Consider the following 26,663-nt stretch of genomic DNA (forward strand, 5'->3'; position numbering starts at 1 on the left):
GGGAAGGAGGACGGCGGCGGAGCCCGAACCATCGGCCTCCCCGTCCAGACCCGCAAACCAGATTGCCTTTGGCACGCTGATAGGATTTCTAACGGCGATGGCCCGTTCCCTGCTCCCGCTCAACGCCCTGCGCGCGTTCGAGGCCGCCGCGCGTCACCTGAACTTCTCGCGCGCCGCCGACGAACTGGCGGTGACGCCCGGCGCCGTCAGCCAGCAGATCCGCCTGCTGGAGGACATTGTCGGCGGCCCCCTGTTCGTGCGCGAGGCGCGCGGTCTCCAGCTGACCGACCTCGGCCGATCCTCGGTCCCCCTGCTGCGCGAGGGGTTCGAGCGGCTGATGGACGCCTCGGCCCTGCTGCGCGAACCGCCGCGCCGCAAACAGGTGTCGATCAGCATCGCCCCCGGCTTCGCCTCCAAATGGCTGATGCCGCGCATGGACGACTTCCACGCCGCCCATCCCGAGATCGAGCTTTGGATCTCGGCCGACATGGAGCCGGCCGACCTGACCGAGGGCAAGGTGGATCTGGCCATCCGCTACGGCCCCGGCGACTACCCCGGCCTGACCGTGGACCGGCTGATGACCGAAACGGTCCTGCCCGTCTGCGCCCCGTCTCTGATGGACGGCGAACATCCGATCCGCAAACCCGCCGACCTGATGCGCCACACCCTGCTGCACGACATGTCCAACGACGGCGACCCCAGCCGCCCCGACTGGGCCATGTGGCTGAAGGCGCGCGGCGTGCGCCACCCCGACCCGCGCCGGGGCTCGCGCTTCAACCAGTCCAGCCTGCTGATCGAGGCCGCCGTCTCCGGCCGCGGCGTCGCCCTGGCCAAACGGACCCTGGCCCAGGCCGACCTGGCCTCGGGCCGTCTGGTCGCCCCCTTCCCCGACGGCTCGGAAGCGGTCGGCTTCGCCTATTACGTCGTCCAGCCCCGCGACCGCCCGCCCTCGCCCAGCGCCACCGCCTTCGTCGCCTGGCTGAAGCGGCAGGCCGTCGATCACGACAATACGATGGGACAGCTTTAGAGCACCGCAAACCTTGACTCCGACGGCGGCCGGACCGACACGACCGCCCCATGATCACGCGCTATTCCCGCCCCGACGCCGCCGCCATCTGGTCGCAAGAGACCAAGTACAAGATCTGGTTCGAGATCGAGGCCCATGCGGCGACCAAGATGGCCGAACTGGGCGTCATCCCCCAGCAGGCCGCCGACGCCATCTGGGCCAAGGGCAAGGACGCGACCTTTGACGCCGACCGCATCGACGAGATCGAGCGCACCACCAAACACGACGTCATCGCCTTCCTGACCCACGTCGCCGAGATCGTCGGCGAAGAGGCGCGTTTCCTGCACCAGGGCATGACCTCGTCGGACGTGCTGGACACCTGTTTCGCGGTCCAGCTGGCCCGGTCGTCGGACCTGCTGATCGAAGGCGTCGATCGCGTCCTGGCCGCGCTGGAAACCCGCGCCAAGGAGCATAAGTACACCCCGACCGTCGGCCGCAGCCACGGCATCCACGCCGAGCCCGTGACCTTCGGCCTGAAGCTCGCCGGCTATCACGCCGAGTTCCAGCGCGCCAAACGCCGCCTGATCACGGCCAAGGAAGAGATCGCCACCTGCGCCATTTCCGGCGCCGTCGGCACCTTCGCCAATGTCGACCCCGCCGTCGAAGCCTATGTGGCCGAACAGATGGGGCTCCAGGTCGAGCCGGTCTCGACCCAGGTCATCCCGCGCGACCGCCACGCCGCCTTCTTCGCCGCCCTGGGCGTGGTCGCCTCTTCGGTCGAGCGTCTGGCGGTCGAGATCCGCCACCTGCAACGCACCGAGGTGCTGGAGGCCGAGGAATTCTTCGACAAGGGTCAGAAGGGCTCGTCGGCCATGCCGCACAAGCGCAACCCCATCCTGACCGAAAACCTGACCGGCCTGGCCCGTCTGGTCCGCTCAGCCGTGACCCCGGCGATGGAAAACGTCGCCCTGTGGCACGAGCGGGACATCAGCCATTCCTCGGTCGAACGCGGCATCGGTCCCGACGCCACCATCCATCTTGACTTCGCCCTGCAACGCCTGGCCGGCGTGATCGAGCGGCTGAACGTCTATCCCGAGAACATGCAGAAGAACCTCGACCGCCTGGGCGGTCTGGTGCACTCGCAACGGGTCATGCTGGCCCTGACCCAGGCCGGCGTCTCGCGCGAGGCGGCCTATGCCGCCGTGCAGGAGAACGCCATGAAGGTCTGGCGCGGCGAGGGCGCCTTCCTGGACTTCCTCAAGGCCGACGACCGCGTCACCCTGCCCCACGATCAGCTCGAAGCCCTGTTCGACCTCGGCTATCACACCAAGAATGTGGACGTGGTGTTCAAGCGGGTATTCGGCGAGGGATGATCTTCAGTATTGAAAATGGCACCGATTTTCGTACTCTATCATCATGCAACGCGTCGAAGCCTCTATCGCGGTCAGCGTCTCTGACCTGAAGAAGAGCCCCAGCGCCGTCATGGACGACGCGGCGGGCCAGACCGTGGCCGTGCTGAACCACAACCGGGTCATGGCCTATATGGTCCCGGCCGCCGCCTATGAGGCGATGATCGAACGCCTGGACGATCTGGCCTTGATCGAGACTGTCCGCCAGCGGCAGGACGAGACGCCGGTGCGCGTCTCGCTCGATGCCCTTTGATCTTCAGTTCCTCCCCTCCGCGCTGAAGGAGTGGGAGAAGCTGGGCGCTCCGGTCCGGGTCCAGTTCAAGAAAAAGCTCGCCGAACGACTGGAGAGTCCGCGTGTTCCGAAGGATGCGCTCCACGGGATGCGCGATCACTACAAGATCAAGCTGCGCGACGCCGGATATCGGCTGGTCTATCGGGTCGAGGACGCAATCGTCACGGTGACCGTCGTCGCGGTGGGCAGACGCGACCGCAGCCAGGTGTATCGGGACGCGGCGCGTCGGGAATGACCAAGAGCCAGTTCCCCCCCGTCGTCGACGCCGCCACCCGCCTGCTGATCCTCGGCAGCCTGCCGGGCGACGCCTCGCTGAAGGCGGCGCAATATTACGCCCACCCGCGCAACGGCTTCTGGCCCTTGATCGGCGGGGTGCTGGACGAGCCCCTGGCCGCCCTGCCCTACCCCGACCGCCTGGAGCGGTTGAAGGCGCGCGGCGTCGGCCTGTGGGACGTAATTGCCTCGGCCCGGCGATCCGGCAGTCTGGACGCGGCGATCAAGTCGCCCGAGGCCGCCGATCTGCGCGGTCTGATCCAGGACCTCCCCGAACTGCGCGCCGTCGCCTTCAACGGCGGTCTGGCGGCCAAGCTGGGTCGGCGGATCCTGGCCGACCTCGCCGGCCTAGCCCTGGTCGATCTGCCGTCGTCCAGCCCCGCCCATGCAATATCCTTGTCGGCAAAGGCGGAAACCTGGGCCATACTCGGCAAGTTTCTCCCGGATAAGCCTGCCGTCTGATGATCCTGACCCTCTCCTGCCCCGACCGCCACGGCATTGTGGCGGCCGTGTCCGCCTTCCTGCTGGAGCGGGACGCCAACATCTCCGACGCCCAGCAGTTCGGCGACGCCGCCGGCGCCACCTTCTTCATGCGTGTGGTGTTCGAACCGCGCGAAGGCGACGACCCGGCCGCGATCCGCACCGCCTTCGCCCCTCTGGCTGGGCGATTCGACATGGACTGGACCCTGAGGGGGCCGGAACCGCGCAAGGTGATGATTCTGACTTCGCGCTTCGACCATTGCCTGGCGGACCTGCTGTACCGCTGGCGGATCGACGAACTGCCCATGGATGTGACGGCGGTCGTTTCGAACCATCCGCGCGAGATGATCGGCCACGTCGATCTGGGCGACCTGCCCTTCCATCACCTGCCCGTCAGCGCCGCCGACAGGCCGGCCCAGGAGGCCCAGCTTCTGCGCCTGATCGAGGAGACCGGCACGGAACTGGTCGTTCTGGCCCGCTACATGCAGATTCTGTCCGACGATCTCAGCGGTCGGCTGGCGGGGCGCTGCATCAACATCCACCACTCCTTCCTGCCCGGCTTCAAGGGCGCCCGCCCCTATCACCAGGCCCATGCGCGCGGGGTGAAGGTGATCGGCGCCACGGCCCACTATGTCACCGCCGACCTGGATGAAGGTCCGATCATCGAACAGGACGTGGAGCGAATCAGCCACCGCGACACGCCCGAAGATTTGATCAGAAAAGGCCGCGACATCGAGCGCCGCGTCCTGGCCCGCGCAGTCCGTCGGCACCTGGAAGACCGGGTTTTGCTGCATGGCGCCAAGACGGTCGTCTTCGAGGACTAACGGCCAAGCTGCGTCCTCTTGTCACGCCGCAGGCATCCTTTACCCGCCTCAAGCCGTAACCTTTCCGTCAACGCCGCAGTGCGGACCAACAGGGAAGGAACAACCATGCCAAATCTTCGGACACTTATGCTCGTCGCCGCCTCCGGCGGCGCCTTGATGGCGCTCGGCGCTTGCAACAACAACGAGACCGCCCCGGCCGAATCGACGGCCATGGCGCCGGCGGAAGGTACCGCCATGGCGCCTATGGCGGCCGAACCCATGGTCGGCGGCGCCGCCATGAGCTCGAACGAGACCATCGTCGCCAACGCCTCCAAGGCCTCGAACCTGTCGACCCTGGTCGCCGCCGTTCAGGCCGCCGGCCTGGTCGAAACCCTGCAAGGCCCCGGCCCCTTCACCGTCTTCGCCCCCGACAACGCCGCCTTCGACAAGATTCCCGAAGCCACCCGCACCGCCTTGATGCAGCCTGACATGAAGGCCGATCTGACCAAGATCCTGACCTATCACGTCGTCGCCGGGCGTCTGACGGCCGCCGACATCGCCGCCCAGGCCCAGGCGAACGGCGGAACCGCGACCCTGAAGACCGTTCAGGGCGAGGAACTGAAGGTTTCGGCGGGCCCGAACGATACCTGGGTCATCACCGACGCCAAGGGCGGAAAGTCCACCATCACCCAGGCGGACGTGGCTCAATCGAACGGCATGGTCCATGTCGTAGATACGGTTCTGATGCCGTAAAAATATTTACGATCCGCCCGGAACCGGCGGAAACCAAATCCCGCCCCCCGTGTTCTTAGGGGGCGCGAGACGCACAGTAAGCCGGGTGAGACATCCCCCCAACGTCCCCGGCATAAAGAAAGGGCCGCACTTTCCCCCGGGTGCGGCCCTTTCGACGTCTGAAGGCCCGAAGGCCGGAATCCTTATTCGCCGGCGCGAATCTGTTCGCGGGCGATCGAGGCCAGTTCGTCGATCTTGGAGCGGATTTCGCCCTCCGAGACCGTCAGGCCCGAGGCCTTGAAGTCGCCCGCCACCTTGCGGAACACGTCTTCGTCGCCCGGCTGCTCCATGTCGGCGCGCACGATGGCGGCGGCGTACTGGTCCGCGCTGTCGGCCGACAGGCCCATCTTCTCGGCCGCCCACAGGCCCAACATCTTGTTGCGCCGGGCGATGGCCTTGAATTCCTGCTCCTGATCGAGGGCGAACTTGGCCTCAAAGCCCTTTTCCCGATCGTCGAACGTCGTCATGTCGCTCAGCAAGCTCCGCACACCCCTGACCTCGGGGCAAGCGCCGTCTATAGCCCGCCCGCGCCCGAACGCAACATGGCTTGCATAGACCTTGGTCCTGTTGCGGCGTCGCACGCGGCGTTCATTTGTATCGGGCGCCGCCTTCCGCTAAGGAGACCGCGAACGAGATTGACTGCCCGAACGATTCCGAAACGCGCCGCCAGGACCGGGTCTTCCCCTTTCCACCATGGCCGCGCGATTTTTGTTTCTGGAGGGCGCCCGTAAGCCGGGACCGGAATATGAACAGCAAGCGCAAGAAGATTTACGAGGGCAAGGCCAAGATCCTGTACGAAGGACCTGAGCCCGGCACCCTGATCCAGTACTTCAAGGACGACGCCACCGCCTTCAACGCCCAGAAGAAGGCCGTTCTCGAAGGCAAGGGCGTGGTCAACAACCAGATCAGCGAATTCATCATGTCGCGCCTGAACGGCATCGGCGTGACCAATCACTTCATCAAACGCCTGAACCTGCGCGAGCAGCTGATCCGCGAAGTCGAGATCATTCCGCTGGAAGTCGTCTGCCGCAACATCGTCGCCGGCTCCATGAGCCAGCGCCTGGGCATCGAGGAAGGCACGCCCCTGCCCCGCTCGATCATCGAATTCTACTACAAGAAGGATGAGCTCAACGACCCGATGGTCACCGAAGAGCACATCACCGCCTTCAACTGGGCCTCGACCCAGGAACTGGACGACATCCTGGCGATGACGGTTCGGGTCAACGACTATCTGTCGGGCCTGTTCAGCGCGGTCGGAATCACCCTGGTCGATTTCAAGATCGAGTTCGGCCGAATCTGGGAGAACGACTTCAGCCGCGTCATCCTGGCCGACGAGATCAGCCCCGATTCCTGCCGCCTGTGGGACTCCTCGACCGGCGAGAAGATGGACAAGGACCGCTTCCGCCGCGACCTGGGCAACGTCATCGAAAGCTACACCGAAGTCGCGCGTCGCCTGGGCATCATGAAGGGCATGCCGACGGTGATTCAGGGCGGGCTGCACTGATGATTGACGTAGCGGAAGAGGGCGGCGAGTTCCGACGGTCCATTGACCTGGCCGGAACCAGCCGCTTTCGCCGCATCGCGGGCGTCGGGCCGGTCTATGAAGTGACCGCCATTGTCGGGGACCGCGTCAGGGCCTGTCTAATCGACAGCGACGAAGCCTTCGACTATCCGCTGGCCGACGCCGAAAACGACCCCCTGGCCTGATGTTCGCCATTTCCTTCGATCTGGACCTCAACGAGACGACCGCTATCCATCCCGCCGGGGTGAGGCAGGCGTATCGCGAGATCGAACGGACCCTGAAACGCTATGATTTCCACCGCGTCCAACAGAGCGTCTATCTCACTGAAATCCCGGACCTCGCTAATCTGACTCTGGCCATGACCGCCCTCAAGGCTCTGCCCTGGTTCCCCCAATGCGTGAAGGACGTTCGCGGCTTCCGCGTCGAGAACTGGTCCGACTTCACTCCCTTCATGAAAGGCAACGGCTGATGGCCAAAATCAAGGTTCACGTCTTCCTCAAGGCCGGCGTGCTGGACGTCCAGGGCAAGGCCGTTGAAGGCGCCCTTCAGGGTCTGGGCTGGTCGGGCGTATCGAACGCCCGCGTCGGCAAGCTGATCGAGTTCGACCTCGACGGCGTCGAGGATCCGCAAGGCGAGGCCAAGAAGATGTGCGAGCAGCTGCTCGCCAATACGGTGATCGAAGGCTACCGTATCGAGGCGGCTTGAAGCATTCGGCCTCTTCCGCGCGAAGGTGCGGAAGAGGCGCTTGCATCCATACAGCGGACTCCTAGTTAAGCTAACGGCTTGAACGACGGAGCACCTATGCCCTTCACCCTCACCTCCACCGACATTCAGGACGGCGGCGTCCTGCCCGACGCCCAGGTTCACGCCAAGGGCAACACCTCGCCCCACCTCGCCTGGTCGGGCGCGCCGGAGGGGACGAAGAGCTACGCCGTCACCTGCTATGATCCCGACGCCCCCACCGGCTCCGGCTTCTGGCACTGGACGGTCGCGAACATCCCGGCCGATGTGACCGAACTGGCGACCGGCGCCGGCTCGCCCGGCGGTCAGTTGCCGACCAGCGCCGTCCAGGGCCGCACCGACTACGGCAAGGCCGGCTTCGGCGGCGCCGCCCCGCCGCCCGGCCACGGCCCGCACCGCTATGTCTTCACCGTCTTCGCCGTGGACGTGGAGCGGCTGGACGTCACCGCCGACGATTCCGGCGCGGTGTTCGGCTTCAACCTGCATTTCCACACCCTGGCCAAGGCCTCGATCACCGCGACCTATGAGAACCTGGGCTGAGCCCGCCCCTCGGCGGCCGCGCCGCAACCTTATGTGATCGACGATCATTTCTGGCGGGTTGAAGCCCGCGAGGGGCCCCCTATGTTGCAGCGCAACACCCCTCCGTTCTCGCCCCAGGATTTTCGCATGGCCGTCTCCGGCGCCGTGGCCGACACTGACGTCGCCGTAAGACCCATGGCTGCGGGCCGTGTGGCCCTGGTCCTGATCGCCCTGGCCATGGGCGGTTTCGCCATCGGTGTGACCGAGTTCGCGGCCATGAGCATCCTGCCGGACTTCGCCGCCGGCCTGGGCGTCGACGCCCCGACGGCGGGCCATGTGATCAGCGCCTATGCGGCCGGCGTGGTGGTCGGGGCGCCCATCCTGGCGGTGCTGGGCGCGCGCAGCCCCCGCTGGCTGCTGCTTATCGGCTTCATGGCCCTGTTCGCCGTCGGCAACGGCCTGTCGGCCATGGCGCCCACCTATGAATGGATGTTGGTCTTCCGCTTCCTCAGCGGCGTGCCGCACGGCGCCTATTTCGGCGTGGCGGCCCTGGTCGCCGCCTCCATCGTGCCGCTTCACCTGCGCACCCGCGCCGTCTCGACCATTCTGATGGGGCTGACGGTCGCCACCGTCATCGGCGTCCCCTTCGCCAATCTGGTCAGCCACGCCTTCGGCTGGCGCTGGACCTTCGCCATCGTCAGCGTCCTGGCCGTGATCACCATGGGGTTGGTCGCCCTGTTCGCCGCGCGCGACCCGGCCCATGCCGACGCCAGCCCCTTGCGCGAACTGGGCGCCCTGAAGCGCAGCCAGGTCTGGCTGACGCTCGGCGTCGGCGCGATCGGCTTCGGCGGCATGTTCTGCGTCTACGCCTATCTGGCCTCGACGCTTCAGGCGGTGACCGGCGTGGGGCCGGAGATCCTGCCTTGGGTCTTCGCCGTCTTCGGCGTCGGCATGTTCCTGGGCAATATCCTGGGGGCCTGGGCGGCCGACCGGATCGGCTTTCCGGCGGCGGGCGGCCTGCTGCTGTGGAGCGCCGCCGCCCTGGCCCTCTATCCCTTCGCCGCACCGCACCTGTGGGCCGTCATGGTCGTGGTCTTTCTGATCGGCGGCGGCGGCGGCCTGGGCTCGGTGCTTCAGACCCGTCTGATGGACGTCGCCGGCGACGCCCAGACCCTGGCTGCGGCCTTGAACCACTCGGCCTTCAACACCGCCAACGCGCTGGGCCCGCTTCTCGGCGGTCTGGCCATCGCCGCCGGCTACGGCTGGACCTCGACCGGCTGGGTCGGCATGGGCCTGTCCCTGGGCGGGTTTGCAATCTTCGTGATCGCCTGGTTGGCGGGGCGCAAACGTGCTGCGTCCGAGCGTTTGGCGTAACCACAGTTTATGGTAGTATGGGCGTATGGCGGACGTCACCAATGACCTCATCTACGAAGTGCTGAAGTCGATGCAGACGCGCCTGGATCGGATCGACGGCAACATCGCCGACGTGAAGGGCGAACTTCAGGCCATGCGCCTCCACCTCAACGGCCTGAACCAAGACGTCTCCAACCTCTATCAGATCGTTGATCGTCAGGACGCCCGTCTCGGCCGGATCGAGACCCGCCTCGGACTTCTTGAACCCGCGCACTGACATTTGCTGAAAACGGTGCTAGAGGCCCGCGCCATGAGCGCAGCCGTCATCGTCTTCCCCGGTTCCAACTGTGATCGCGACTGCAAGGTCGCCGTCGAACGCTCCACCGGCGAGCCCGTCTCGATGGTCTGGCACGCCGAGACCGAACTGCCCCAGGGCCTGGACCTGATCGTCATTCCCGGCGGCTTCTCCTACGGCGACTATCTGCGCTGCGGCGCCATGGCGGCCCAGTCGCCGGTGATGCAGGCCGTGAAGAAGGCGGCGGACGACGGCGTCGCCGTGGTCGGCATCTGCAACGGCTTCCAGATCCTGTGCGAGGCCGGCCTGCTGCCCGGCGCCCTCTTGCGCAACAAGGGCCTGAAATACGTCTGCAAGCCCATCGCCCTGACCGTCGCCAACGGCCAGACCCGCTTCACCGCCGGCTATCAGGGGCAGCGCGAAGTGGTCATGACCCAGGGCAACGGCGACGGAAACTTCTTCGCCGACGCCGAGACCCTGGCCCGGATCGAGGGCGAGGGCCAGGTGGTCTTCCGCTACGTCGACAACCCCAACGGCTCGGTCAACGACATCGCCGGCATCCAGAACGCCCGCGGCAATGTGCTCGGCATGATGCCCCACCCCGACCGCGCCTTCGAAGCCGAACTGGGCTCCGCCGACGGCGCGGTTCTGTTCCAAAGCATCTACGCGGCGGCTTGACGGCAATCATGCGTTGAGGCGGAGTGGGGTTATGAAAGCCTTCCTCCCCGCCCTCGCCGTTTCCGCCCTCTTGGCCGGCGCCGTCTCCGCGAAGGCGCAGGACGCGCCGCCGCCCCAAGAAGACTGGGTGTTGACCTCCATCCCCGAGCGTAAGGCTACCCTGGCCCTTGCTGAATTCACTTCGGGCGTCACCCTGGTCGCCCGATGCATCGACGGGGCCTACGACCTTTTCATCACCGGCCTGCCCGAGGCCCCCTTACGCGCCACGACGCGCGATCTTGGGCTTTCGGTCGGAGAAGATGCGGCTCTTAAAACCACCGTCTGGACCGTGGGAGAGGATCGCACGACGGCTTTCAGCCGTCTGCCGGCCATGGTGGCGCGCCAACTGGCGGAAGGCGGCGAACTCCAGATCGTCGCCCAAGGCCCCGACCACCGACGCTACCGCTTCATCATGGCCCTCAACCCGTCCAGCACCGCCCTTGAGCAGACCTTGACCGCCTGCGGTCGGCCTCTGATCGATCCCCGCGACAAGGACACGGAGGGCGACGGGCGAGAAACGCTTCCTGCGCTCGCGCGATGGGAAATCGTTCCCCGACCCCGGTTCCCGGCCCCTGTCGGCGGCCGATCGCCGACGGAGGGTTACGCCGTCCTGTCCTGCGGCGCTGAAAACGACGGTCGGCTGGTGAACTGCCAGATCGAAAGCGAATGGCCGCGCGGTTACGGCCTGGGGCGAGAAGCCTTGCGCTCGGTGGATCGGGCGCGGCTCCGCCTCAGCGACGAGGCTGCAAGCGCTGGAAGGCGTCTTGAAGACGGAATAATCGTCTTCTCCGTCAGCTTCAGGATGGATTGAGACTCACGGTCGCCAGCCCCCTTCGAAGGCTGGGACGTAGGAAAACCACGGTTCTCTCGCGCTCGTGACCCGTGATGATCGCGTTCTTGGCTAACCTGAAGGTGCATCAGCGTCTCGGGGGTGATCATGGCGACTATTCTCGATCCACCGCCCCCAGGCGGTGCTGGACGACCTCCAGCGGCTGAACGCCCTGGGACGCCGTGGCGTCCAAGACGGCCGGCGACAGTCTGCTGATGGCGACCTGGAACATCCGCGCCTTAGGCGTGAGAGAGGGCGGCGCCCGCGCGCCCCGCGTTCATCCTCGGCAAGGTGGGATCAGCCCGCGTCGTCCACGCCCTGAACCGCCAGGTTCTCATCCAAAGCATCGTCGCCGTCCTCGATCACCGAGACGCCGTTCTCGAGTTGGGGGTCTTCATCGGCGGTGTCGACGCCGCCTGGCTCGCGCTGGGCGGCCAGTTCGCGGGCGCCGACGCCCTGACCGTTTTCGATGGCGCGGTTGGCGGCGACTTCATCGGTTTCGAAATGCGGGGTTTCGGTCTGATCGGCCATGTCGCCTCTCCAGTTGGAACTGGACTGACAACCGGCCGCACGGCCGCCGGTTCCTGACGTCGGTGCAATTCTCAGATGGAACCCTCGGCGCTTCAACGGCTTGCAGAAGCCCCAACCCAAACGACCCGCCGCTGCGGCAAGCGGGCGTATGGTTCAGGGGGTCTTTGACGGAGTCGGCGCCGGTTTCGGACACATCGGACACATCGGACACATCGGACACATCGGACACATCGGACACATCGGACACATCGGACAGTGTTTTAGGGCGCGCTCCGCCGCGTCAAGGGCTCCAGACTGGCGCGGGACAGGGGCCGGAAGGTCAGGAACCGCCCCCCCACGCTCAAGGTCGCCTCATAGGCCTGGGGCCTTTGCAGCAGGGCGGGATCGTCCGCCGCCGCCGCCCGGCCGGAGGCGATCTCGCGCGCGTCCATCGGCGGGACGACCGGTCGCCCGTTGGCGTTCGCCAGGGCCGCCATGAAGCGCCGCACGGCCAGGGCCTGCTGCGGCGGCGTCAGGGCCGCGCGCACCTCGGCCCAGGCCGCCTCGGCCGAGGCGTTCAGAACCAGCGCGGGCGCGGCCTGGGCCTGGGCCTGGGCCTGGCCCAGGGCCGGGTCGCTTCCCCACGCCCCGAGAAGCAGAACGGCCAGGCCGGCGCAGGCGTGAAGGCGGCAACGGATCATCCGGCGACACCAGCATGGGCCGTCCCTCTCTCGCAAGCTTCACATTTTCAACCCAGGCCGGTGAACCTTCCGTCCCCGTGGGGCGTACAGAGCGCTGAACCGTGAAGTGGAACCCCCATGTCTTCGATCCTTCGCCCCACGCCCGCTCAGCGCACCCGTCGCCTGGTGGTCCTGGCCGCCGCCGTCTTCGCCGTGGTCGTCCCCCTGGTTCAGAACCTGGCCGGGCTGGGCCTGACCCAAGCCGAGTTCGCCGCTGAAGGGAACCAGACCCTGCGGGTCGCCGGCTACGCCTTTTCGATCTGGGGCCTGATCTATCTGGGGCTTCTGGCCTACGCCGTGCGTCAGGTCTTGCCCCAGACGGGCGAGAGCGTCCTGATCAACCGGATGGGCTGGCCCTCCGCCGTGGCCTTCTTCGGCCTGGGTCTCTGGATCATCGTGGCGGCCCTGAACCTGAAGGCGGCCAGCGTCGTCATCATCTTCGCCACCCTGATCGCCCTCTTGGCGCCGATGCTGGCCCTGTCGGGCGAGGTGCGGCGGCTCGCCCGCTTCGATCGCGACCGGCTGCTGCTGGTCTGGCCCCTCGCCGCCCTGGCCGGCTGGCTGACGGTGGCGGCGCCGCTGAACCTGATCACCACCCTCACCGCCTTCGACGCCCTGCCCGCCGCCCTGACGCCGACGGCATGGGCCGTGCTGGCCGTCGTCGCCACGACAGGGGTCGCCCTGGCGGTGACGGCGGCGCTGCGGACCCTGGCCTATCCCCTCCCGACGGCCTGGGGCCTCCTGGGCGCCTTCGTCGCGGAACAGGCGGAAAAGCCGGCGGTGGCCTTCACGGCCCTGGCCGGCGCCGTGATTCTGCTGGTCGGCGGCGTCCTTCTGGTGTTCCGCCTCAAGCCTGGGGTCGAACGCGCCGTCTAGGTCGAGGTCGAGGTCGAGGGCGGAACCGCCTCGCCCGCCCCCACGTCAAAGGCGCCCTCCTCGTCATAGCCGACGCTGCCGACGCCGGTCGCCTCTCCAGTCATCCACTGGCGGCGGCTGGCCAGGGCCGCCTCCGGCGCCGCCGCGTCCATCTTCCGCGTCGTGTCGGGATCGCTGGACCGGTCCATCTGCTGGTGCTCGGCGGGGCTGGGCTTGGTCAGATCGTGGGAGGCCATCAGATGCCCTCCCCGTCTTCCTCGGTCTCCTCGACCTCCTTTTGCGCCTCTTCGGCCATGGCGGAGGCGCCGGCGTCGTCGGCGGCGATCTCGGCGCGGTCGTCCTCTTCCGGGGCGGCGGCAGGGTCGTTGGGGGTGTCGGTCATGCGGATGCTCCTTTGTCGCCAGGAGACAATGGCGCGGCGCCCGACCCGTTCCGTCCGTCCGTCCCTGGCTCAGATCACGGCCGCGACATCACAGGTCGGCGCCGAGTCTCAGGCCAGAACGCCCAAAATGCTGTCTGGAATGTAGCTTATCGGCCCGTCTGCCGTTAGAAGGCGCGGCCATGAGCGCTCCCCAGAAGACCATGGCCGAACTGGCCGCCGAATACGGCCTGGCCCCGAACGAATATCAGGTCGTCCTCGACCGGCTGGGCCGCGAGCCCAATCAGGTGGAACTGGGCGTCTTCTCGGTCATGTGGTCCGAGCACTGCTCCTACAAGTCCTCCAAGATCCACCTGGGCAAGTTCCCCACCACCGGCGAGCGCGTCATCTGCGGTCCGGGCGAGAACGCGGGCGTGATCGACATCGACGACGGCGACGCCTGCATCTTCAAGATGGAGAGCCACAACCACCCCTCCTATATCGAACCCTACCAGGGCGCGGCGACGGGCGTGGGCGGCATCATGCGCGACGTCTTCACCATGGGCGCCCGGCCGGTGGCCCTGCTGAACGCCCTGCGCTTCGGCGATCCGTCGCATGAAAAGACCAAACGCCTGGTCAAGGGCGTCGTCTCGGGCATCGGCGGCTACGGCAACTGCGTCGGGGTGCCGACCGTGGCGGGCGAGACCAACTTCCACGCCGGCTACAACGGCAACATCCTGGTCAACGCCATGTGCGTCGGCCTGGCCAAGTCCGACAGCATCTTCTATTCGGCCGCCCCCTCGGCGGGCCTGTCGGTCGTCTATTTCGGCTCCAAGACCGGCCGCGACGGCATCCACGGCGCAACCATGTCCTCGGCCGAGTTCGACGATGAGTCGGAATCGAAACGCCCCACCGTCCAGGTCGGCGACCCCTTCGCCGAGAAGCTGCTGATCGAGGCGACCCTCGAACTGATGGCCTCGGGCGCCGTCGCCGCCATCCAGGACATGGGCGCGGCCGGCCTGACCTCCTCCTCGGTCGAGATGGCCGGCAAGGGCGGCGTCGGCATCGAGCTGAACATGGACGCCGTGCCCCAGCGCGAAGAGGGCATGACCGCCTATGAGATGATGCTGTCGGAAAGTCAGGAGCGCATGCTGGCGGTCCTGAAACCCGGCCGCGAGGAAGACGGCTATCGCATCTTCCAGAAGTGGGGCCTGGACGCCGCCGTGATCGGGATCACCACCGACACCGGCCGACTGGTGCTGAAGCATCACGGCGAGACGGTCTGCGACGTGCCGCTGGCCCCCCTGTTCGACGACGCGCCTCTGTACGACCGCCCGTGGGTCCAGCCCGCGCTGCAGCCGAAGCTGAACCACGCCGATATCCCCGCGCCCGAGAACTGGGCCGATGCGGTGATGAAGGTCGTCGCCTGCCCCGACATGGCCTCCAAGCGCTGGATCTGGGAACAGTACGACCGCCACGTCATGGCCGACACGCTTCAGGACTCGGCCACCGGCGCCGACGCCGGCGTGGTCCGCGTCCACGGCACCGACAAGGGCCTGGCCGTCACCTCGGACTGCACCCCCCGCTACGTCCAGAACGACCCCTACGAGGGCGGCAAACAGGCGGTGGCCGAGGCCTGGCGCAACCTGACTGCCGTGGGCTCGCGCCCCATCGCCATCACCGACAATCTGAACTTCGGCAACCCCCAGCGCCCCGAGATCATGGGCCAGATCGTCCGCGCCATCGACGGCATGGCCGAGGCCTGCCGCGAACTGTCCTTCCCCGTCGTCTCGGGCAATGTCAGCCTCTATAACGAGACCAACGGCGTCGCCATTCCGCCCACCCCGACCGTGGGCGCCGTGGGCCTGCTGCCCAACTATGATGTGGTGACGGGCTTCTCCGGCATGGCCGAGGGCGATGCGCTCGTCCTGATCGGCCAGACCGTCGGCGAGTTGGGCGCGTCCCTCTATCTGCGCGAGGTGCTGGGCCGCGAGGACGGCGCCCCGCCGCCCGTCGACCTGAAGCTGGAAAAGAAGACCGGCGACTTCGTGCGCGACCTGATCGAGGCCGGCGACCTGACCGTGGTCCACGACCTGTCCGACGGCGGCCTCATCGGCGCCGCCGCCGACTTGGTCCTGGCCTCCGACGTCGGCGTGACCCTGGACGCCTCCAGCGCCGCCCACGCCCACATCTTCCTGTTCGGAGAGGACCAGGCCCGTTATCTGGTCGCCGTCCCCGACGCCGACGCCCTGATCGCCAAGGCCCAGGCCGCCGGCCTGCACGCCTCGGTCGTCGGCCACGCCAGCGGCGACGCCTTCGCCTCAAGGGGCGAGAAGGGCGAGCTGTTCAGCATCCCCGTCGCCCACCTGCGCGAATGGCACGAGGGCTGGATGCCGGGCTGGCTGGAAGCCTGATCGAATGCCGGTCGTCTTCCGAGATCGCGGCAGACGGTTCCACTTCTATTCGGACGAGGGCTCGCCGCGCGAGCCCATCCACATCCATGTGTCCGAGCCAGGCAAGGAGGCCAAGTTCTGGCTTTTGCCAGCCGTTCGCCTCGCGCGCAAAATCGGGTATAGTGATCGCGAGATCAGGGAACTCCTCCGCCTCGTCGAGGCGAACCGCGACCTGATAGAGCAACGGTGGAATGACTTCTTCGCACCCTAGTCCTGAGCGCGTGTGGTTCGATGAGCAGCGATTGTTCGTCGATCTGTCCGACGGGCGCCAGCTGGGGGTTCCGCTCGCCTGGTTCCCCCGCCTGCTCCACGCCACCCCCGAGCAGCGCGCCGCCGTCTGGCTGAGCCCCGCCGGCCTGCACTGGGACGAGATCGACGAGGACATCTCCGTCGAAGGCCTGATCGCCGGTCGCGGGGACATGACGCACCGACCGAACGCCGCAGCCTGAGCGATCGGCCCTAAGCCAGTCACACGTCGATACGCACTGTCGCACGGAGGCCCTTGTTCAGCCTCGACCGGACCCCAAGTCTAGGGCCTTACTGGAGGCATGGACATGACCCTGGCTGCCGACGCCGTCTTCCGCCCCGCCATTCCGCCCCGTCGCACGGGCGGCCCGCTGTCCCTGTTGCCCTTCCTGTGGATCAGCTGGCGCGATCCGATCCGCATGTGGTCCGAGCGGCATTTCACCGAGCCGCAGCTCTACGGAAACAGCGCCTTCGGCGAGATCCTGGTGGTCAGCCACCCCGAGGGCGTCCGCCACGTCCTGACCGAGAACGCGGCCAACTATGTGAAGGGCGACCTGCAACGCCGCGTCCTCGGTCCCATGCTGGCCGAGGGCCTGCTGCTGACCGAGGGGGACGCCTGGCGCCGCGTCCGGCGCATCCTGGCGCCGCTTTTCACCCCCGCAAAGATGGCCACCCTGAACGCCCGTATGGCGGAGGTTTGTCAGGCGCGCGTCGCCGGCTGGTCCCTGTCTGCGCGCGGCCGGGTGCTGGATATCGACAGCGAGATGTCGGGCCTGACCTTCGACATCCTGTCGGCTACCATGTTCTCCGACGACCTGGGCGGCGAGGCCCGCGGCTTCGAACGCGCCCTGAATCAGTTCCTGGCCAACGGCGCCCGCATCGATCCGCTGGACGTGCTGGGCGCGCCGGACTGGGCGCCCCGTCTGGGTCGTCTGGCCAGTTTCGGTTCGGCCCGCTTCTTCGAACAGCGCGTCACCCGCTTGGTCGAGGCCCGCCGCGCCCGCATCGAGGCTGGGGACATGCCGCCCCAAGACCTGCTCAGCGCCCTGCTGCTGGCCCGCGACGAGAACGGCGGACCCGGCCTGTCTGACGAAGAAGTCGCCGCCAACATCCTGACCTTCATCCTGGCGGGGCACGAGACCACCGCCCGCGCCCTGGGCTGGACCCTGCACCTGCTGTCGCGCCAGCCTGAGTACATGGCCCGGCTCCAGGCCGAGGCCGACGCCTTCGACGTCTCCGATCCGCAATGGGCCGAGGCCCTGCCCTGGACCCGCGCCGTGCTGGACGAGACCATGCGCCTGTTCCCGCCCGCCCCGACCATGGCCCGCAAGGCCCTGGCCGACGACGAGATCGGCGGTCAGCCGATCAAGGCCGGCGCCACCGTCATCATCTCGCCTTGGATTTTGCAACGCCACAGCCTGTTGTGGGACGACCCGGACGCCTTCAGGCCGGAGCGCTTCCTGCCCCAGAACCGCAAGTCCATCGACCGCTATGCCTACATCCCCTTCAGCGCCGGTCCCCGCGTCTGCATCGGCGCCGCCTTCGCCATTCAGGAGGCGGTGATCGCCCTGGCCTCCATCCTGCGCGCCGCCGAGATCGAGCCGATCACGACGATCGAACCCCGCCCCGTGCACCAGATCACCCTGCGCAGTCGCGAACCGATGCGACTTCGGCTGCGGATGCGCCGAGGCTGAAGAATTCACGCGACGGAATTCGCCGCCCGGCGCGTTAAACACAGGTGTCGCCGACCGGGCGCCATTGTTCAGCTTGCCATCAGCTTCAGGACGACCGCGCTGCGAACCGCCATTCTGCTGCCGCCGGGTTCGCTCTTCTCCGAAGCGCGCCCCAACTCCATGGAGACGGTCGTGCGGACGCTCGCCCGCTGCGATCATGATCCAGACACCCGAATTCTCTGCCAGGAGGGCGCCCAGGACCACAACGCCTCCCGCGTGATCGCCCTTCCACGACGCAACACCCAACAGAGTCTGTTCGACGCCCTGCGCGCGCTTCAGCCGGAACTGATCGAACACCATCAGCAGGTGAAACAGGCCCTGGCCGTGTCGGCGCGTTTCCCCCAGGCGGTGCATGTCCTTTATCGACACAATGCATTGAAGCCCGCGCGCCGGTGGTTTGATCGGTGGCGCTACGCCTTGCGCTACAGCCGGATGGACGGCTTCATCTTCGTCAGCCAGGCGGAGAAGACGGCCTTCGCCCGGACCTATCCGCAGCTGGCCGATCGCGCCCACGCCGTGCCCAATCCCATCGACGCCGGCGCCTGGCTGGCGCCGCCGGAAGATCGCCAGCCGATCATCGCCTTCGCCGGACGGGCCATGCCGGAAAAGGGATTGGACGTCCTGTGCGCCGCCTTGCCGGCCGTGCTGGACAGCCACCCGACCTGGCGCGCGGTCCTGATGTTGAACGACTGGGCCGCGCACGCGGACTGGGCCGCCCCGCATCTCACGCCGCTTCAGCGGTTTGGCCCCCGGGTCGCCGTCCTGCGGTCCGCCCCGCTGGACCAGGTGCGCGAACAGATGAAATCCGCCGCCATCGCCGTGACGCCCTCGACCTGGGACGAGCCCTTCGGTTTGACGGCGGTGGAAGCCCATGCGGCGGGCGCCGCCCTTATATCATCGGGGCGCGGCGGCCTTCGCGAAGCCAGCGGCGACCACGCCCACTATCTGGAGGCCGTGACCCCCCGGCATCTGGTCGCGGCGTTGGACGCCTTGATCCGGGAGCCGAACCGCCGCCTGGCCCTGGCCCGCGCGGCCCAGCACTATGTGCTCAAGACCCACACGCCCGAAAGGCGCGCCGCTGAACTGGCCCAGGTGCGCCGCCAGTTGGTCGAAAGCCGGAAACGCCGAGACGCGGCCTGACGCCCCCCGCAGTCGGAAGACCTGTCACATTGTAGGGATAAGGGCGACGAAAACTCAGGATGCGCCGATGACCCGCCTCGCTCTTTCCCGCCGTTCCATGCTTGCGGCTTTCGGCGGCGGCCTGGCCCTGTCGCCGACCGGCCCCGCCCTGGCCGAGGCCGTGTTCGATGTGAACCCCTTCCGGCTGGGCGTGACGGCGGGCGACCCGCTCCCGGACGGCTTCGTCATCTGGACGCGCCTGGCCCCCGACCCGCTCGCCTACGGTTCCGGCATGCCCAAGGCGCCCGTCGCCGTGAAGTGGGAGGTCGCCGCCGACCGTGGCTTCAACACCGTCGTCCGTTCCGGCGAGGCGATCGCCCGGCCCGAGCTGGGCCATTCCGTCCATGTCGAGGTCGAGGGGCTGGAGCCCGCCCGTCCCTATTTCTACCGCTTCCAGTGCGGGACCGAGCGCAGCGGCGTCGGCCGCGCCAAGACCGCCCCCCTGGCCGGCGCCTCCGTCTCGGCCGTCCGCTTCGGCGTCGCCGGCTGCCAAGACTATGAGCAGGGCTATTACACCGCTCACCGCAAGATGGCGGACGAGGAGCTGGATTTCATCTTCTGCTACGGCGACTACATCTATGAGGGCCGCGGCAATCCCATCTACCAGTCGGGCGCCGGTCCGCAGGACAACACCCGCGTCCACCTGGGCGGCGAGGTCTACAGCCTGGACGACTATCGCCGCCGCTATTCCCAGTACACCATGGACGCCGACCTTCAGGCCTCGCGCGCCTCGGCCGCCTGGTTCTGCACCTATGACGACCACGAGGTGGACAACAACTGGGTCGGCGACATTGATCAGGACGATACGCCGCCCGAAGTCTTCCTGCTGCGTCGCGCCGCCGCCATGCAGGCTTTCTACGAATTCATGCCGATGCGGAAGTCGGCCTTCCCGCGCGGCGCGGGCATGCAGGCCTATCGCCGGGCCCAGTACGGCGATCTGCTGGACGTCGCCTTCCTGGACACACGCCAGTATCGCACGGACCAGCCCTGCAGTGGCCGCTTCAACGCCGCCTGCCCCGGCATAGAAGCGACGACGGCTCAGGTTCTGGGCGACGCTCAGGAAGCTTGGCTGCTGACCAACCTCGACCGGTCCAAGGCCCGATGGAAGGCCCTGGCTCAACAGGTCATGATGATGGACCTGAACCGCAACACCTCCGGCGGCCAGGGGGTCAACACCGACAGCTGGGCCGGCTATCGTGTGCCGCGCAACCGGCTGCTGAGCCACATCCGCGACCGCCGCATCGACAATGTCGTGGTCCTGACCGGCGACGAGCATCAGAACTATGCGGGCGGTCTGTGGCTTGACGGCAGCCAGCCCGAGGGTGCCCCTATCGCCGTCGAATTCGTCGGCACCTCGATCAGCTCGCGCGGCGACGGATCGGACCGCGGCGCCGACTACGACCGGTTTATGGCCGTCAATCCCCAGCTGAAGTTCCGCAACTCCCAGCGCGGCTATGTGGTCTGTGAAGCCACGCCGACCGTCTGGACCACTCAATTCAAGGTTTTGGACAAGGTGTCGGACCGCTCGGGCGTGCTGACGACCCGCCAGACCTTCGCGATCGAGGCGGGATCGAACACGCTGACGCCGGCGTGATGACCTCACATAGGCTGGAGCCTATGGACAGGATATAGCCTCTCAGCTATATAGCGACATGCCATGGGCCGTCAGCAACCATGATGAGTTCGACCCAGAGTTCGACGCCCTCCCAGTCGAAGTCCAGGACGAGCTATTGGCGATGACGGCGCTGTTGGAAGTCTATGGGCCCCGGCTGGGCCGCCCCCATGCCGACACCCTGGCAGGGTCAAGGCACGCCAACATGAAGGAACTTCGGTTCAAGGCGGCCGACGGGGTCTGGCGGGTTGCGTTCGCATTTGATCCGGAGCGGCAGGCCATCCTGCTGGTCGCCGGCGACAAGGCAGGCGCGGCCCAGAAGCGATTCTACAAAGGCCTTATCGCCAAGGCGGACAGCCGGTTCACCAGCCACTTGAGGGCGTTGAAGGAGACATAAGATGGGTCGCACGCGCGAAGAGATCATGGCTGCGCTGCCGGAGGCCCGGCGGACGCGCATCGACGCCCGCGCCGCCGAACTCGTGGGCGAAGTGGAAGGCCTGAAGGCGTTGCGCGAGCTCGCCGAACGCAGCCAGGAGCAGATCGCCCAGGCGCTTGGAGTAAAGCAGCCTTCGGTGCTCAAGATGGAACGCCAGGCCGATCTCTACCTGTCCACTCTGCGCCGGTTCGTCGAGGCGGCCGGCGGCACCCTTGAACTGCGCGTCGAACTGCCCGGAAAGGGCGTCCTTCACCTCACGGGCATGGGCGACATCAGCCACTGAGATAGGATCCGCCTCGGCCAGGAGAGCGCGGCGACTTCTCCCGTGCGGATCAGAGAACCGGCACCGCCTGGCTCAGCCGCCCGCCGACCCGGATCGGCTCGACCCGCGTCGCCAGCCCCGTCCGGTCGTCCGTCTCCACGAAGACGCCGCACACGGTGGCCGGCCCGGACGCCGGCGTATAGCGCCCGCCCGAAATCCGGGTGGTGAAACGGCGCAGCGGCTCTTCCTTCTCGTTGCCTATCACGCTGTCATAGTCGCAGCAGCCGCCGGCGTCGGTCTGATAGGCCGTACCGCCGGGCAGGATCTGGCAGTCGGCGGTCGGGACGTGGGTATGGGTGCCGACCACCAGCGACGCTCGCCCGTCGCAGAAATGGCCCATGGCCATCTTCTCGCTGGTCGCCTCGCAGTGCATGTCGACGATCACCGCATCGGCCACGGCGCCCAGGGGCGCGGCCGCCAGCTCGCGCTCCACCGCCCCGAACGGATCGTCCATCGGGTCCATATGCACCCGGCCCAGCACGTTCATCACCAGGACGGTGCGGCCCGTGTCGGTCTCGAACAGATTGGCCCCGGCGCCCGGCGCATCCATCAGCCGCGGATAGTTGGCCGGCCGGATCAGGCGCGGCTCGCGCACGATATAGGTCAGGGCCTCGCGCTGGTCCCACGAGTGATTGCCCAGGGTCAGGCAGTCCGCCCCCGCCATGAACAGCTCACGCGCCGTATTCTCGGTAATGCCGAAGCCGCCCGCGGCGTTCTCGGCGTTCACCACCACGAAGTCCAGCTTCAGGTCGCGCTTCAGGCCCGGAAGATGATCGCTGATCCCGTCACGGCCGGACTTGCCGATAACGTCGCCGAAAAACGCCAGTCTCATTTGACGCCCGGCGCGTTCGGACCCGCAGGCCAGTCTTCGACCCGCAAGCCTTCGACGCGTTCGAACTCGCGCAGATTACCCGTCACCAGGATCAGACCCCGACTACGGGCGTGCCCCGCAATCAGAATGTCGTTTGAACCGATCAATTCGCCGCGCCTTTTCAAATTGGCCTTGATGTCGGCCGCGTGTTCGGCCGCCGCCGCATCGAAATCAAGCACGGTCATCCGCGCCAGCAGTCTTTTGGCCTGTTCTCGCCGCTGCCCGGGCCGATCCGATACGGCCGCGCCATACAGAAGCTCCATCGCCACAATGGTCGAAGCCGCAATGGAGTCGGCCGCATCGTTCAGCCGATCCGCCAGGGGCCCGTTCAAAAACGGCCTGTTTCTCAGAATTCGGACACAGACATTGGTGTCCAGGCTGTAGCGCAGCATCAGAATTCCACGACGGAATCGTCGATCGGATCTTCAGGCTCGCAGATATCTATGCCGGGCTCGGCCAGAAAATCGGTCCAGACCGCGTCCGCAGGCACCAGCAACAGGCTGCGCCCCTCCTGTATGACGCGCAACTCCTTCACGTCATCCGGAAAGGCCACGGCCTTGGGCAACCGCACCGCCTGCGAGCGATTGGACATGAAGATCGAAGCCTTCAGCGGCGCTTTCCACGGGGCGTTCATTTCGAAAGGATGGGCCGAGGCGAGGTATATGTCAATGACATATCCCTCAGAACGCCCGATACCCCGCCTCGGTCAGCACCCCGTGCAGCCGCATGTCGTGCGCCTCCAGGCGCAGCGCCTCCACCGCCTGCCCCGCATAGGCGAAACCCACCCGGATCACCTCGGGCCGGGCCGCGAAGGTGCGGTCGTAGAAGCCGCCGCCCTGCCCCAGCCGGCCGCCGGACGCATCGAAGGCCAGTAGCGGCGTAATGATCAGGTCCGGCTCCACCAACTCGGCCAGCGGCAGGGGCGCGGGACAGCCGGCGGCGTCCAGCTCCAGCGGCTCGCCCGGCGACCAGGCGCGAAAGACCATGGGCGCGTCCCGCTCCAGCACCACCGGAAGGCACAGCCGCCGCCCCGCCGCCTCCAGCGCCACAGCCAGGGCTCCGGTGTCCAGCTCGGACCCCATGGCGCGATAGAGGGCGACGACCGACCCCCGCGGCAGCGCGTCGATGTGGTCGGCGGCGCGTTGGGCGGCGGTCGGGTCGGCGCCGGCCAGGGCCTTGCGCCGCGCGCGGGCGGCGGACCGGAGTTCATGCTTGTCGAACATGGGTGCGCTCAGCTGGCGCGCGTCTCACGCGCAGGGCGAAGAAGGGGAAGGGTTGGCGGCGCCGCGTGAACCGTGAAGAGCGGTTTAAATCCTCTCGACCTGGGTAGCCAGGTGGGCTCCATATGCCCAGGCCCTCGAGCCCGGACAGGGACAGATCCCTTCGAGTGAATTAAGGTCGCGAGGAAATGTTGCCTCCGACGTGAGCCGCAGCAGGACCCGCCGTCGCACAAGATAGGGCCTGCGCCCCGCCTTCTCAAGCGGTGTAATCCGATCAGCCGCCTTCAGATGGATTGGGCGATCTTCTCGATCCGGGCTGCAACCGCATTCAGCGCCTCAGCGACGCCGTCACGGGTGGGCGCCGGGTCGCCCGTCGGGGCCGGCGCTCCGCCGCCGTTCAGTCGGGCCTCATGCAGCTCATCCGCCAGGATCAGAGCCGACATCAGGAAAAGCCGCAGATCCCCCACATGGCCGACGTCCTGGGCCACCTGGCGCACCTGGTTGTCGAACTGTTTGGCCAGGATGCGGACCCGCTCCTCCTGTCCGTCGGCGCAGCCCACCGCATAGGGGCGACCGTTCACCTCCACCGTCACCGTCGCCATCAGTCGGCCTCGCCTTCGATTTCATCGCGAGCCTGACGTTCGCCCTGGACCAGCACCTCTCGCACGGCCTCGGCCGCCCGCCCCAAGGCTTCAGACGCCTCGCGCCCCGCAGCCTCGAGTTCGGCCAGGCGTGCGGCGTCCGCCGCCCCGTTCGCATCGCTGCGGGGCGCGAACAGATCGTCGTCGGCGATCGGCGGCGCCGAAGCCGGTCGGGCCTTCAGCGCCAGGATCTTGCGTTCCAGTTCGGCCAGGGCCCGGTCGATACGGGCCCGTGCGGCCGTGGTGGCGTCTGCCATCGGTCGCTCCTTCAAATTGCGTATAGAACCCGAGGACGCGCCGGGGTAAAGCGGCGCGCCTCTGAATTTCCGTTCCCGCCGAAAGGTCTCGCCTCGTGAACGACGTCAAATCCGCCCCCAAGGCCACGCCCCAGCAGATGGCCAACGCCATCCGCGTCCTCGCCATGGACGGAGTCGAAAAGGCCAAGTCGGGCCACCCCGGCATGCCGATGGGCATGGCCGATGTCGCCACGGTGCTGTTTTCGAAGTTTCTGAAGTTCGACGCGAGCCGCCCCGACTGGGCCGACCGCGACCGTTTCATCCTGTCGGCCGGCCACGGCTCGATGCTGATCTACGCGCTTCTGCACCTGACCGGCTACAAGGCCGCGACCAAGGAAGAGCTGTCGAACTTCCGTCAGTGGGGCTCCAAGACCGCCGGCCACCCCGAGTACGGCCATATGCCGGGCGTCGAGGTCACCACCGGCCCCCTCGGCCAGGGCCTGGCCACCTCGGTCGGTTTCGCCATGGCCGAGCGTCACCTCGCCGCCAAATACGGCGAGGACCTGGTCGATCACCGCACCTGGGTCATCGCCGGCGACGGCTGCCTGATGGAAGGCGTGTCCCAGGAGGCCATCGCCCTGGCCGGCCGCTACCGTCTAAACAAGCTCACCGTCCTGTGGGACGACAATGAGATCACCATCGACGGCAAGGTCTCCCTGTCGGACGCCACCGACCAGAAGGCCCGCTTCAAGGCCGCCGGCTGGGCGGTCAAGGCCATCGACGGCCATGACATGAACGCCATCAAGGCCGCCCTGAAGTGGGCGACGCGCCAGGACAAGCCCACCCTGATCGCCTGCAAGACCAAGATCGGCAAGGGCGCCGCCACCATGGAAGGCAGCCACAAGACCCACGGCGCCGCCCTGGGCGCCGCCGAGATCGCCGCCACCCGCCTGGGCCTGGCCTGGGATCACGAACCCTTCGAAATGCCCCAGACCATCGCCGACGCCTGGGCCAAGGTCGGCCGTCGCGGTGCCAAGGACCGCAAGAAGTGGGAGGCCCGCCTCGCCGCCTCGCCCCAGGCCGCCGATTTCACCCGCGCCATGAAGGGCGACCTGCCCGAGGGCGCCTTCGACGCCCTGAACGCCAAGATCGCCGAACTGATCGAAACCCAGCCCGCCCAGGCCACGCGCCAGTCCTCGGGCGCCGCCCTGGACCAGGTCTTCGGCGCCATTCCCGAACTGGTCGGCGGCTCGGCCGACCTGACCGGCTCGAACAACACCTTCGTCAAGGGCACCCCCATCCTCGACGCGCCGAACTATGAAGGCCGTTACGTCAACTGGGGCATCCGCGAGTTCGGCATGGCGGCGGCCATGAACGGCCTGGCCCTGCACGGCGGGATCATCCCATACGGCGGCACCTTCATGGTCTTCTCCGACTACAGCCGCCCGGCCATCCGTCTGGGCGCCCTGATGGGGGTCCGCGCCATCCACGTCCTGACGCACGACTCGATCGGCCTGGGCGAGGACGGCCCGACCCACCAGCCGGTCGAACATCTGGCGGCGCTTCGCGCCATCCCGAACCTGAACGTCTTCCGCCCCGCCGACACGGTCGAGGCCATGGAGTGCTGGCAGATCGCCCTGCAGTCCAAGACCACCCCTTCGGCCATGGCCCTGTCGCGCCAGAAGACCCCCGCAGTCCGCACCGTCGCCGCGACGGAAAACCTTTCCGCCAGGGGCGCCTATGAGATCAAGGCGGCCTCGGGCGAGGCCAGGGCCACCCTGTTCGGCACGGGCACGGAACTGGCCCTGGCCCTGAAGGCGGCGGAGACGCTTGAGGCCGAAGGCGTGCCGACCCGCGTCGTCTCCGTCCCCTGCTTCGAACTGTTCGAGCAGCAGGACGCCGCCTACCGGGCCTCGGTCATCGGCCGCGGCACGGTGCGTGTCGCCGTCGAGGCCGCGATCAAGCAAGGCTGGGAGCGGTTCATCGGCGAAGACGGCGCCTTCATCGGCATGACCGGCTTCGGCGCCTCGGCCCCGGCGGAAGTGCTCTACGACAAGTTCGGCGTCACCGCCGACGCCGTCGTCGCGGCGGTGAAGGCGCGGCTGTAATCTCTCTTCATCTCCCTCTCCCCCTGCGGGAGAGGGAGACCGCGCACGGCGGCGCAGCCGTCGTCCTGGCGCGGTCGGGCGAGGGGTCACG

The 26,663-nt window shown here is 67.4% G+C and carries 37 protein-coding genes and 1 other RNA gene; 26 read left to right on the plus strand and 12 right to left on the minus strand.

Annotation, left to right across the window (positions count from 1 at the left end; translation table 11 throughout):
- Window positions 1-97 precede the first annotated feature (97 nt).
- From gcvA to JL11_RS15230, 7 genes are all read left to right on the plus strand, one after another.
- Complete coding sequence (gcvA, locus tag JL11_RS15200; RefSeq protein ID WP_054766393.1) at window positions 98-1,027, plus strand: transcriptional regulator GcvA; 930 nt, start codon at window positions 98-100, stop codon at window positions 1,025-1,027.
- A 50-nt stretch (window positions 1,028-1,077) separates the two neighbouring features.
- Complete coding sequence (gene purB / locus JL11_RS15205) at window positions 1,078-2,379, plus strand: adenylosuccinate lyase (protein ID WP_054766394.1); 1,302 nt, start codon at window positions 1,078-1,080, stop codon at window positions 2,377-2,379.
- 43 nt (window positions 2,380-2,422) lie between these two features.
- A complete protein-coding gene (locus JL11_RS15210; RefSeq protein ID WP_054766395.1) occupies window positions 2,423-2,668 on the plus strand; it encodes a type II toxin-antitoxin system Phd/YefM family antitoxin in 246 nt (81 codons plus the stop codon).
- On the plus strand, window positions 2,658-2,942 hold the full coding sequence (locus JL11_RS15215; RefSeq protein ID WP_054766396.1) for a type II toxin-antitoxin system RelE family toxin: 285 nt from the start codon (window positions 2,658-2,660) through the stop codon (window positions 2,940-2,942). The genes JL11_RS15210 and JL11_RS15215 overlap by 11 nt, the downstream gene beginning before the upstream one ends.
- Window positions 2,939-3,442 (plus strand): DNA-deoxyinosine glycosylase, encoded by a 504-nt coding sequence (locus JL11_RS15220; RefSeq protein WP_054766397.1) that lies wholly within the window; start codon window positions 2,939-2,941, stop codon window positions 3,440-3,442. Before JL11_RS15215 ends, JL11_RS15220 begins: the two co-directional genes overlap by 4 nt.
- On the plus strand, window positions 3,442-4,284 hold the full coding sequence (purU, locus tag JL11_RS15225) for a formyltetrahydrofolate deformylase (RefSeq protein ID WP_054766398.1): 843 nt from the start codon (window positions 3,442-3,444) through the stop codon (window positions 4,282-4,284). Before JL11_RS15220 ends, purU begins: the two co-directional genes overlap by 1 nt.
- A gap of 126 nt (window positions 4,285-4,410) precedes the next feature.
- Window positions 4,411-5,016, plus strand: a complete 606-nt coding sequence (locus JL11_RS15230) for a fasciclin domain-containing protein (RefSeq protein WP_227975973.1) — start codon at window positions 4,411-4,413, stop codon at window positions 5,014-5,016.
- A gap of 182 nt (window positions 5,017-5,198) precedes the next feature.
- On the opposite strand, the gene JL11_RS15235 is transcribed toward JL11_RS15230, so the two are convergent.
- Window positions 5,199-5,522: a DUF1476 domain-containing protein gene (locus JL11_RS15235; protein WP_054767022.1), complete on the minus strand. Its 324-nt coding sequence runs from the start codon at window positions 5,520-5,522 to the stop codon at window positions 5,199-5,201.
- 278 nt (window positions 5,523-5,800) lie between these two features.
- Between JL11_RS15235 and purC the strand changes: the two genes are divergently transcribed.
- From purC to JL11_RS15280, 9 genes are all read left to right on the plus strand, one after another.
- Window positions 5,801-6,559: a phosphoribosylaminoimidazolesuccinocarboxamide synthase gene (gene purC, locus JL11_RS15240; protein ID WP_054766400.1), complete on the plus strand. Its 759-nt coding sequence runs from the start codon at window positions 5,801-5,803 to the stop codon at window positions 6,557-6,559.
- Complete coding sequence (locus tag JL11_RS15245; RefSeq protein ID WP_054766401.1) at window positions 6,559-6,762, plus strand: hypothetical protein; 204 nt, start codon at window positions 6,559-6,561, stop codon at window positions 6,760-6,762. The genes purC and JL11_RS15245 overlap by 1 nt, the downstream gene beginning before the upstream one ends.
- Window positions 6,762-7,046, plus strand: coding sequence for a hypothetical protein (locus JL11_RS15250; RefSeq protein WP_054766402.1), 285 nt, complete (start codon window positions 6,762-6,764; stop codon window positions 7,044-7,046). Before JL11_RS15245 ends, JL11_RS15250 begins: the two co-directional genes overlap by 1 nt.
- Window positions 7,046-7,282 (plus strand): phosphoribosylformylglycinamidine synthase subunit PurS, encoded by a 237-nt coding sequence (gene purS / locus JL11_RS15255; RefSeq protein WP_054766403.1) that lies wholly within the window; start codon window positions 7,046-7,048, stop codon window positions 7,280-7,282. Before JL11_RS15250 ends, purS begins: the two co-directional genes overlap by 1 nt.
- 96 nt (window positions 7,283-7,378) lie before the next feature.
- Window positions 7,379-7,858, plus strand: a complete 480-nt coding sequence (locus tag JL11_RS15260; RefSeq protein ID WP_054766404.1) for a YbhB/YbcL family Raf kinase inhibitor-like protein — start codon at window positions 7,379-7,381, stop codon at window positions 7,856-7,858.
- Between the two features lie 126 nt (window positions 7,859-7,984).
- A complete protein-coding gene (locus JL11_RS15265) occupies window positions 7,985-9,211 on the plus strand; it encodes an MFS transporter (protein ID WP_082382731.1) in 1,227 nt (408 codons plus the stop codon).
- 25 nt (window positions 9,212-9,236) lie between these two features.
- The gene (locus JL11_RS15270) at window positions 9,237-9,467 is read left to right on the plus strand and encodes a hypothetical protein (protein ID WP_054766405.1); all 231 of its coding nucleotides are present in this window, start codon (window positions 9,237-9,239) and stop codon (window positions 9,465-9,467) included.
- 33 nt (window positions 9,468-9,500) lie between these two features.
- Window positions 9,501-10,163 carry a phosphoribosylformylglycinamidine synthase subunit PurQ gene (gene purQ, locus JL11_RS15275; protein WP_054766406.1) on the plus strand — a complete coding sequence of 221 codons (663 nt, stop codon included), beginning with the start codon at window positions 9,501-9,503 and terminating at the stop codon, window positions 10,161-10,163.
- 31 nt (window positions 10,164-10,194) lie between these two features.
- Window positions 10,195-11,013, plus strand: a complete 819-nt coding sequence (locus JL11_RS15280) for a hypothetical protein (protein ID WP_227975975.1) — start codon at window positions 10,195-10,197, stop codon at window positions 11,011-11,013.
- A gap of 315 nt (window positions 11,014-11,328) precedes the next feature.
- On the opposite strand, the gene JL11_RS15285 is transcribed toward JL11_RS15280, so the two are convergent.
- Both JL11_RS15285 and JL11_RS15290 read right to left on the minus strand, forming a co-directional pair.
- Window positions 11,329-11,562: a hypothetical protein gene (locus JL11_RS15285; RefSeq protein ID WP_054766407.1), complete on the minus strand. Its 234-nt coding sequence runs from the start codon at window positions 11,560-11,562 to the stop codon at window positions 11,329-11,331.
- 260 nt (window positions 11,563-11,822) lie between these two features.
- Window positions 11,823-12,242: a hypothetical protein gene (locus JL11_RS15290; protein WP_054766408.1), complete on the minus strand. Its 420-nt coding sequence runs from the start codon at window positions 12,240-12,242 to the stop codon at window positions 11,823-11,825.
- 117 nt (window positions 12,243-12,359) lie between these two features.
- Here JL11_RS15290 and JL11_RS15295 point away from each other — a divergent pair, with 117 nt between their 5' ends.
- The gene (locus JL11_RS15295) at window positions 12,360-13,157 is read left to right on the plus strand and encodes a hypothetical protein (protein WP_054766409.1); all 798 of its coding nucleotides are present in this window, start codon (window positions 12,360-12,362) and stop codon (window positions 13,155-13,157) included.
- On the opposite strand, the gene JL11_RS15300 is transcribed toward JL11_RS15295, so the two are convergent.
- Window positions 13,154-13,393, minus strand: coding sequence for a hypothetical protein (locus JL11_RS15300; protein ID WP_054766410.1), 240 nt, complete (start codon window positions 13,391-13,393; stop codon window positions 13,154-13,156). The genes JL11_RS15295 and JL11_RS15300 overlap by 4 nt on opposite strands.
- Window positions 13,393-13,539, minus strand: a complete 147-nt coding sequence (locus tag JL11_RS17590; protein WP_152950781.1) for a hypothetical protein — start codon at window positions 13,537-13,539, stop codon at window positions 13,393-13,395. The genes JL11_RS15300 and JL11_RS17590 overlap by 1 nt, the downstream gene beginning before the upstream one ends.
- 179 nt (window positions 13,540-13,718) lie before the next feature.
- Here JL11_RS17590 and purL point away from each other — a divergent pair, with 179 nt between their 5' ends.
- From purL to JL11_RS15340, 8 genes are all read left to right on the plus strand, one after another.
- Window positions 13,719-15,929: a phosphoribosylformylglycinamidine synthase subunit PurL gene (gene purL, locus JL11_RS15305; RefSeq protein WP_054766411.1), complete on the plus strand. Its 2,211-nt coding sequence runs from the start codon at window positions 13,719-13,721 to the stop codon at window positions 15,927-15,929.
- Window positions 15,930-15,933: 4 nt separating this feature from the next.
- Entirely contained in the window at window positions 15,934-16,179 is a 246-nt protein-coding gene (locus JL11_RS15310; protein ID WP_054766412.1) for a DUF4160 domain-containing protein, read from the plus strand.
- On the plus strand, window positions 16,160-16,417 hold the full coding sequence (locus JL11_RS15315; RefSeq protein WP_054766413.1) for a DUF2442 domain-containing protein: 258 nt from the start codon (window positions 16,160-16,162) through the stop codon (window positions 16,415-16,417). The genes JL11_RS15310 and JL11_RS15315 overlap by 20 nt, the downstream gene beginning before the upstream one ends.
- A gap of 105 nt (window positions 16,418-16,522) precedes the next feature.
- Window positions 16,523-17,908 carry a cytochrome P450 gene (locus JL11_RS15320; RefSeq protein WP_231681328.1) on the plus strand — a complete coding sequence of 462 codons (1,386 nt, stop codon included), beginning with the start codon at window positions 16,523-16,525 and terminating at the stop codon, window positions 17,906-17,908.
- Between the two features lie 171 nt (window positions 17,909-18,079).
- Window positions 18,080-19,087 carry a glycosyltransferase family 4 protein gene (locus tag JL11_RS15325; protein ID WP_231681330.1) on the plus strand — a complete coding sequence of 336 codons (1,008 nt, stop codon included), beginning with the start codon at window positions 18,080-18,082 and terminating at the stop codon, window positions 19,085-19,087.
- Between the two features lie 67 nt (window positions 19,088-19,154).
- Window positions 19,155-20,720 carry an alkaline phosphatase D family protein gene (locus tag JL11_RS15330; protein WP_054766416.1) on the plus strand — a complete coding sequence of 522 codons (1,566 nt, stop codon included), beginning with the start codon at window positions 19,155-19,157 and terminating at the stop codon, window positions 20,718-20,720.
- 58 nt (window positions 20,721-20,778) lie between these two features.
- The gene (locus JL11_RS15335) at window positions 20,779-21,135 is read left to right on the plus strand and encodes a type II toxin-antitoxin system RelE/ParE family toxin (protein ID WP_054766417.1); all 357 of its coding nucleotides are present in this window, start codon (window positions 20,779-20,781) and stop codon (window positions 21,133-21,135) included.
- A 1-nt stretch (window position 21,136) separates the two neighbouring features.
- Complete coding sequence (locus JL11_RS15340; RefSeq protein WP_054766418.1) at window positions 21,137-21,457, plus strand: XRE family transcriptional regulator; 321 nt, start codon at window positions 21,137-21,139, stop codon at window positions 21,455-21,457.
- 49 nt (window positions 21,458-21,506) lie between these two features.
- Here JL11_RS15340 and JL11_RS15345 read toward each other — a convergent pair whose 3' ends face one another.
- The 7 genes from JL11_RS15345 to JL11_RS15370 all read right to left on the minus strand — a co-directional run bounded on the left by JL11_RS15345 (window position 21,507) and on the right by JL11_RS15370 (window position 24,485).
- Entirely contained in the window at window positions 21,507-22,328 is an 822-nt protein-coding gene (locus JL11_RS15345; RefSeq protein WP_054766419.1) for a TIGR00282 family metallophosphoesterase, read from the minus strand.
- Window positions 22,325-22,759, minus strand: a complete 435-nt coding sequence (locus JL11_RS15350; protein WP_054766420.1) for a PIN domain-containing protein — start codon at window positions 22,757-22,759, stop codon at window positions 22,325-22,327. Before JL11_RS15350 ends, JL11_RS15345 begins: the two co-directional genes overlap by 4 nt.
- Entirely contained in the window at window positions 22,759-23,001 is a 243-nt protein-coding gene (gene vapB / locus JL11_RS15355; protein WP_054766421.1) for a type II toxin-antitoxin system VapB family antitoxin, read from the minus strand. Before vapB ends, JL11_RS15350 begins: the two co-directional genes overlap by 1 nt.
- A 46-nt stretch (window positions 23,002-23,047) precedes the next feature.
- Window positions 23,048-23,590, minus strand: coding sequence for a 5-formyltetrahydrofolate cyclo-ligase (locus JL11_RS15360; protein ID WP_054766422.1), 543 nt, complete (start codon window positions 23,588-23,590; stop codon window positions 23,048-23,050).
- Between the two features lie 54 nt (window positions 23,591-23,644).
- A non-coding RNA gene (gene ssrS / locus JL11_RS17305) (6S RNA) lies at window positions 23,645-23,806 on the minus strand.
- Window positions 23,807-23,871: 65 nt separating this feature from the next.
- Complete coding sequence (locus JL11_RS15365) at window positions 23,872-24,189, minus strand: cell division protein ZapA (RefSeq protein WP_054766423.1); 318 nt, start codon at window positions 24,187-24,189, stop codon at window positions 23,872-23,874.
- Window positions 24,189-24,485 carry a hypothetical protein gene (locus JL11_RS15370; protein WP_054766424.1) on the minus strand — a complete coding sequence of 99 codons (297 nt, stop codon included), beginning with the start codon at window positions 24,483-24,485 and terminating at the stop codon, window positions 24,189-24,191. Before JL11_RS15370 ends, JL11_RS15365 begins: the two co-directional genes overlap by 1 nt.
- A gap of 95 nt (window positions 24,486-24,580) precedes the next feature.
- Between JL11_RS15370 and tkt the strand changes: the two genes are divergently transcribed.
- The gene (tkt, locus tag JL11_RS15375) at window positions 24,581-26,572 is read left to right on the plus strand and encodes a transketolase (protein ID WP_082382732.1); all 1,992 of its coding nucleotides are present in this window, start codon (window positions 24,581-24,583) and stop codon (window positions 26,570-26,572) included.
- Window positions 26,573-26,663 lie beyond the last annotated feature (91 nt).

Source organism: Brevundimonas sp. DS20 (genome assembly GCF_001310255.1).
Taxonomy (GTDB): Bacteria; Pseudomonadota; Alphaproteobacteria; order Caulobacterales; family Caulobacteraceae; genus Brevundimonas; species Brevundimonas aurantiaca.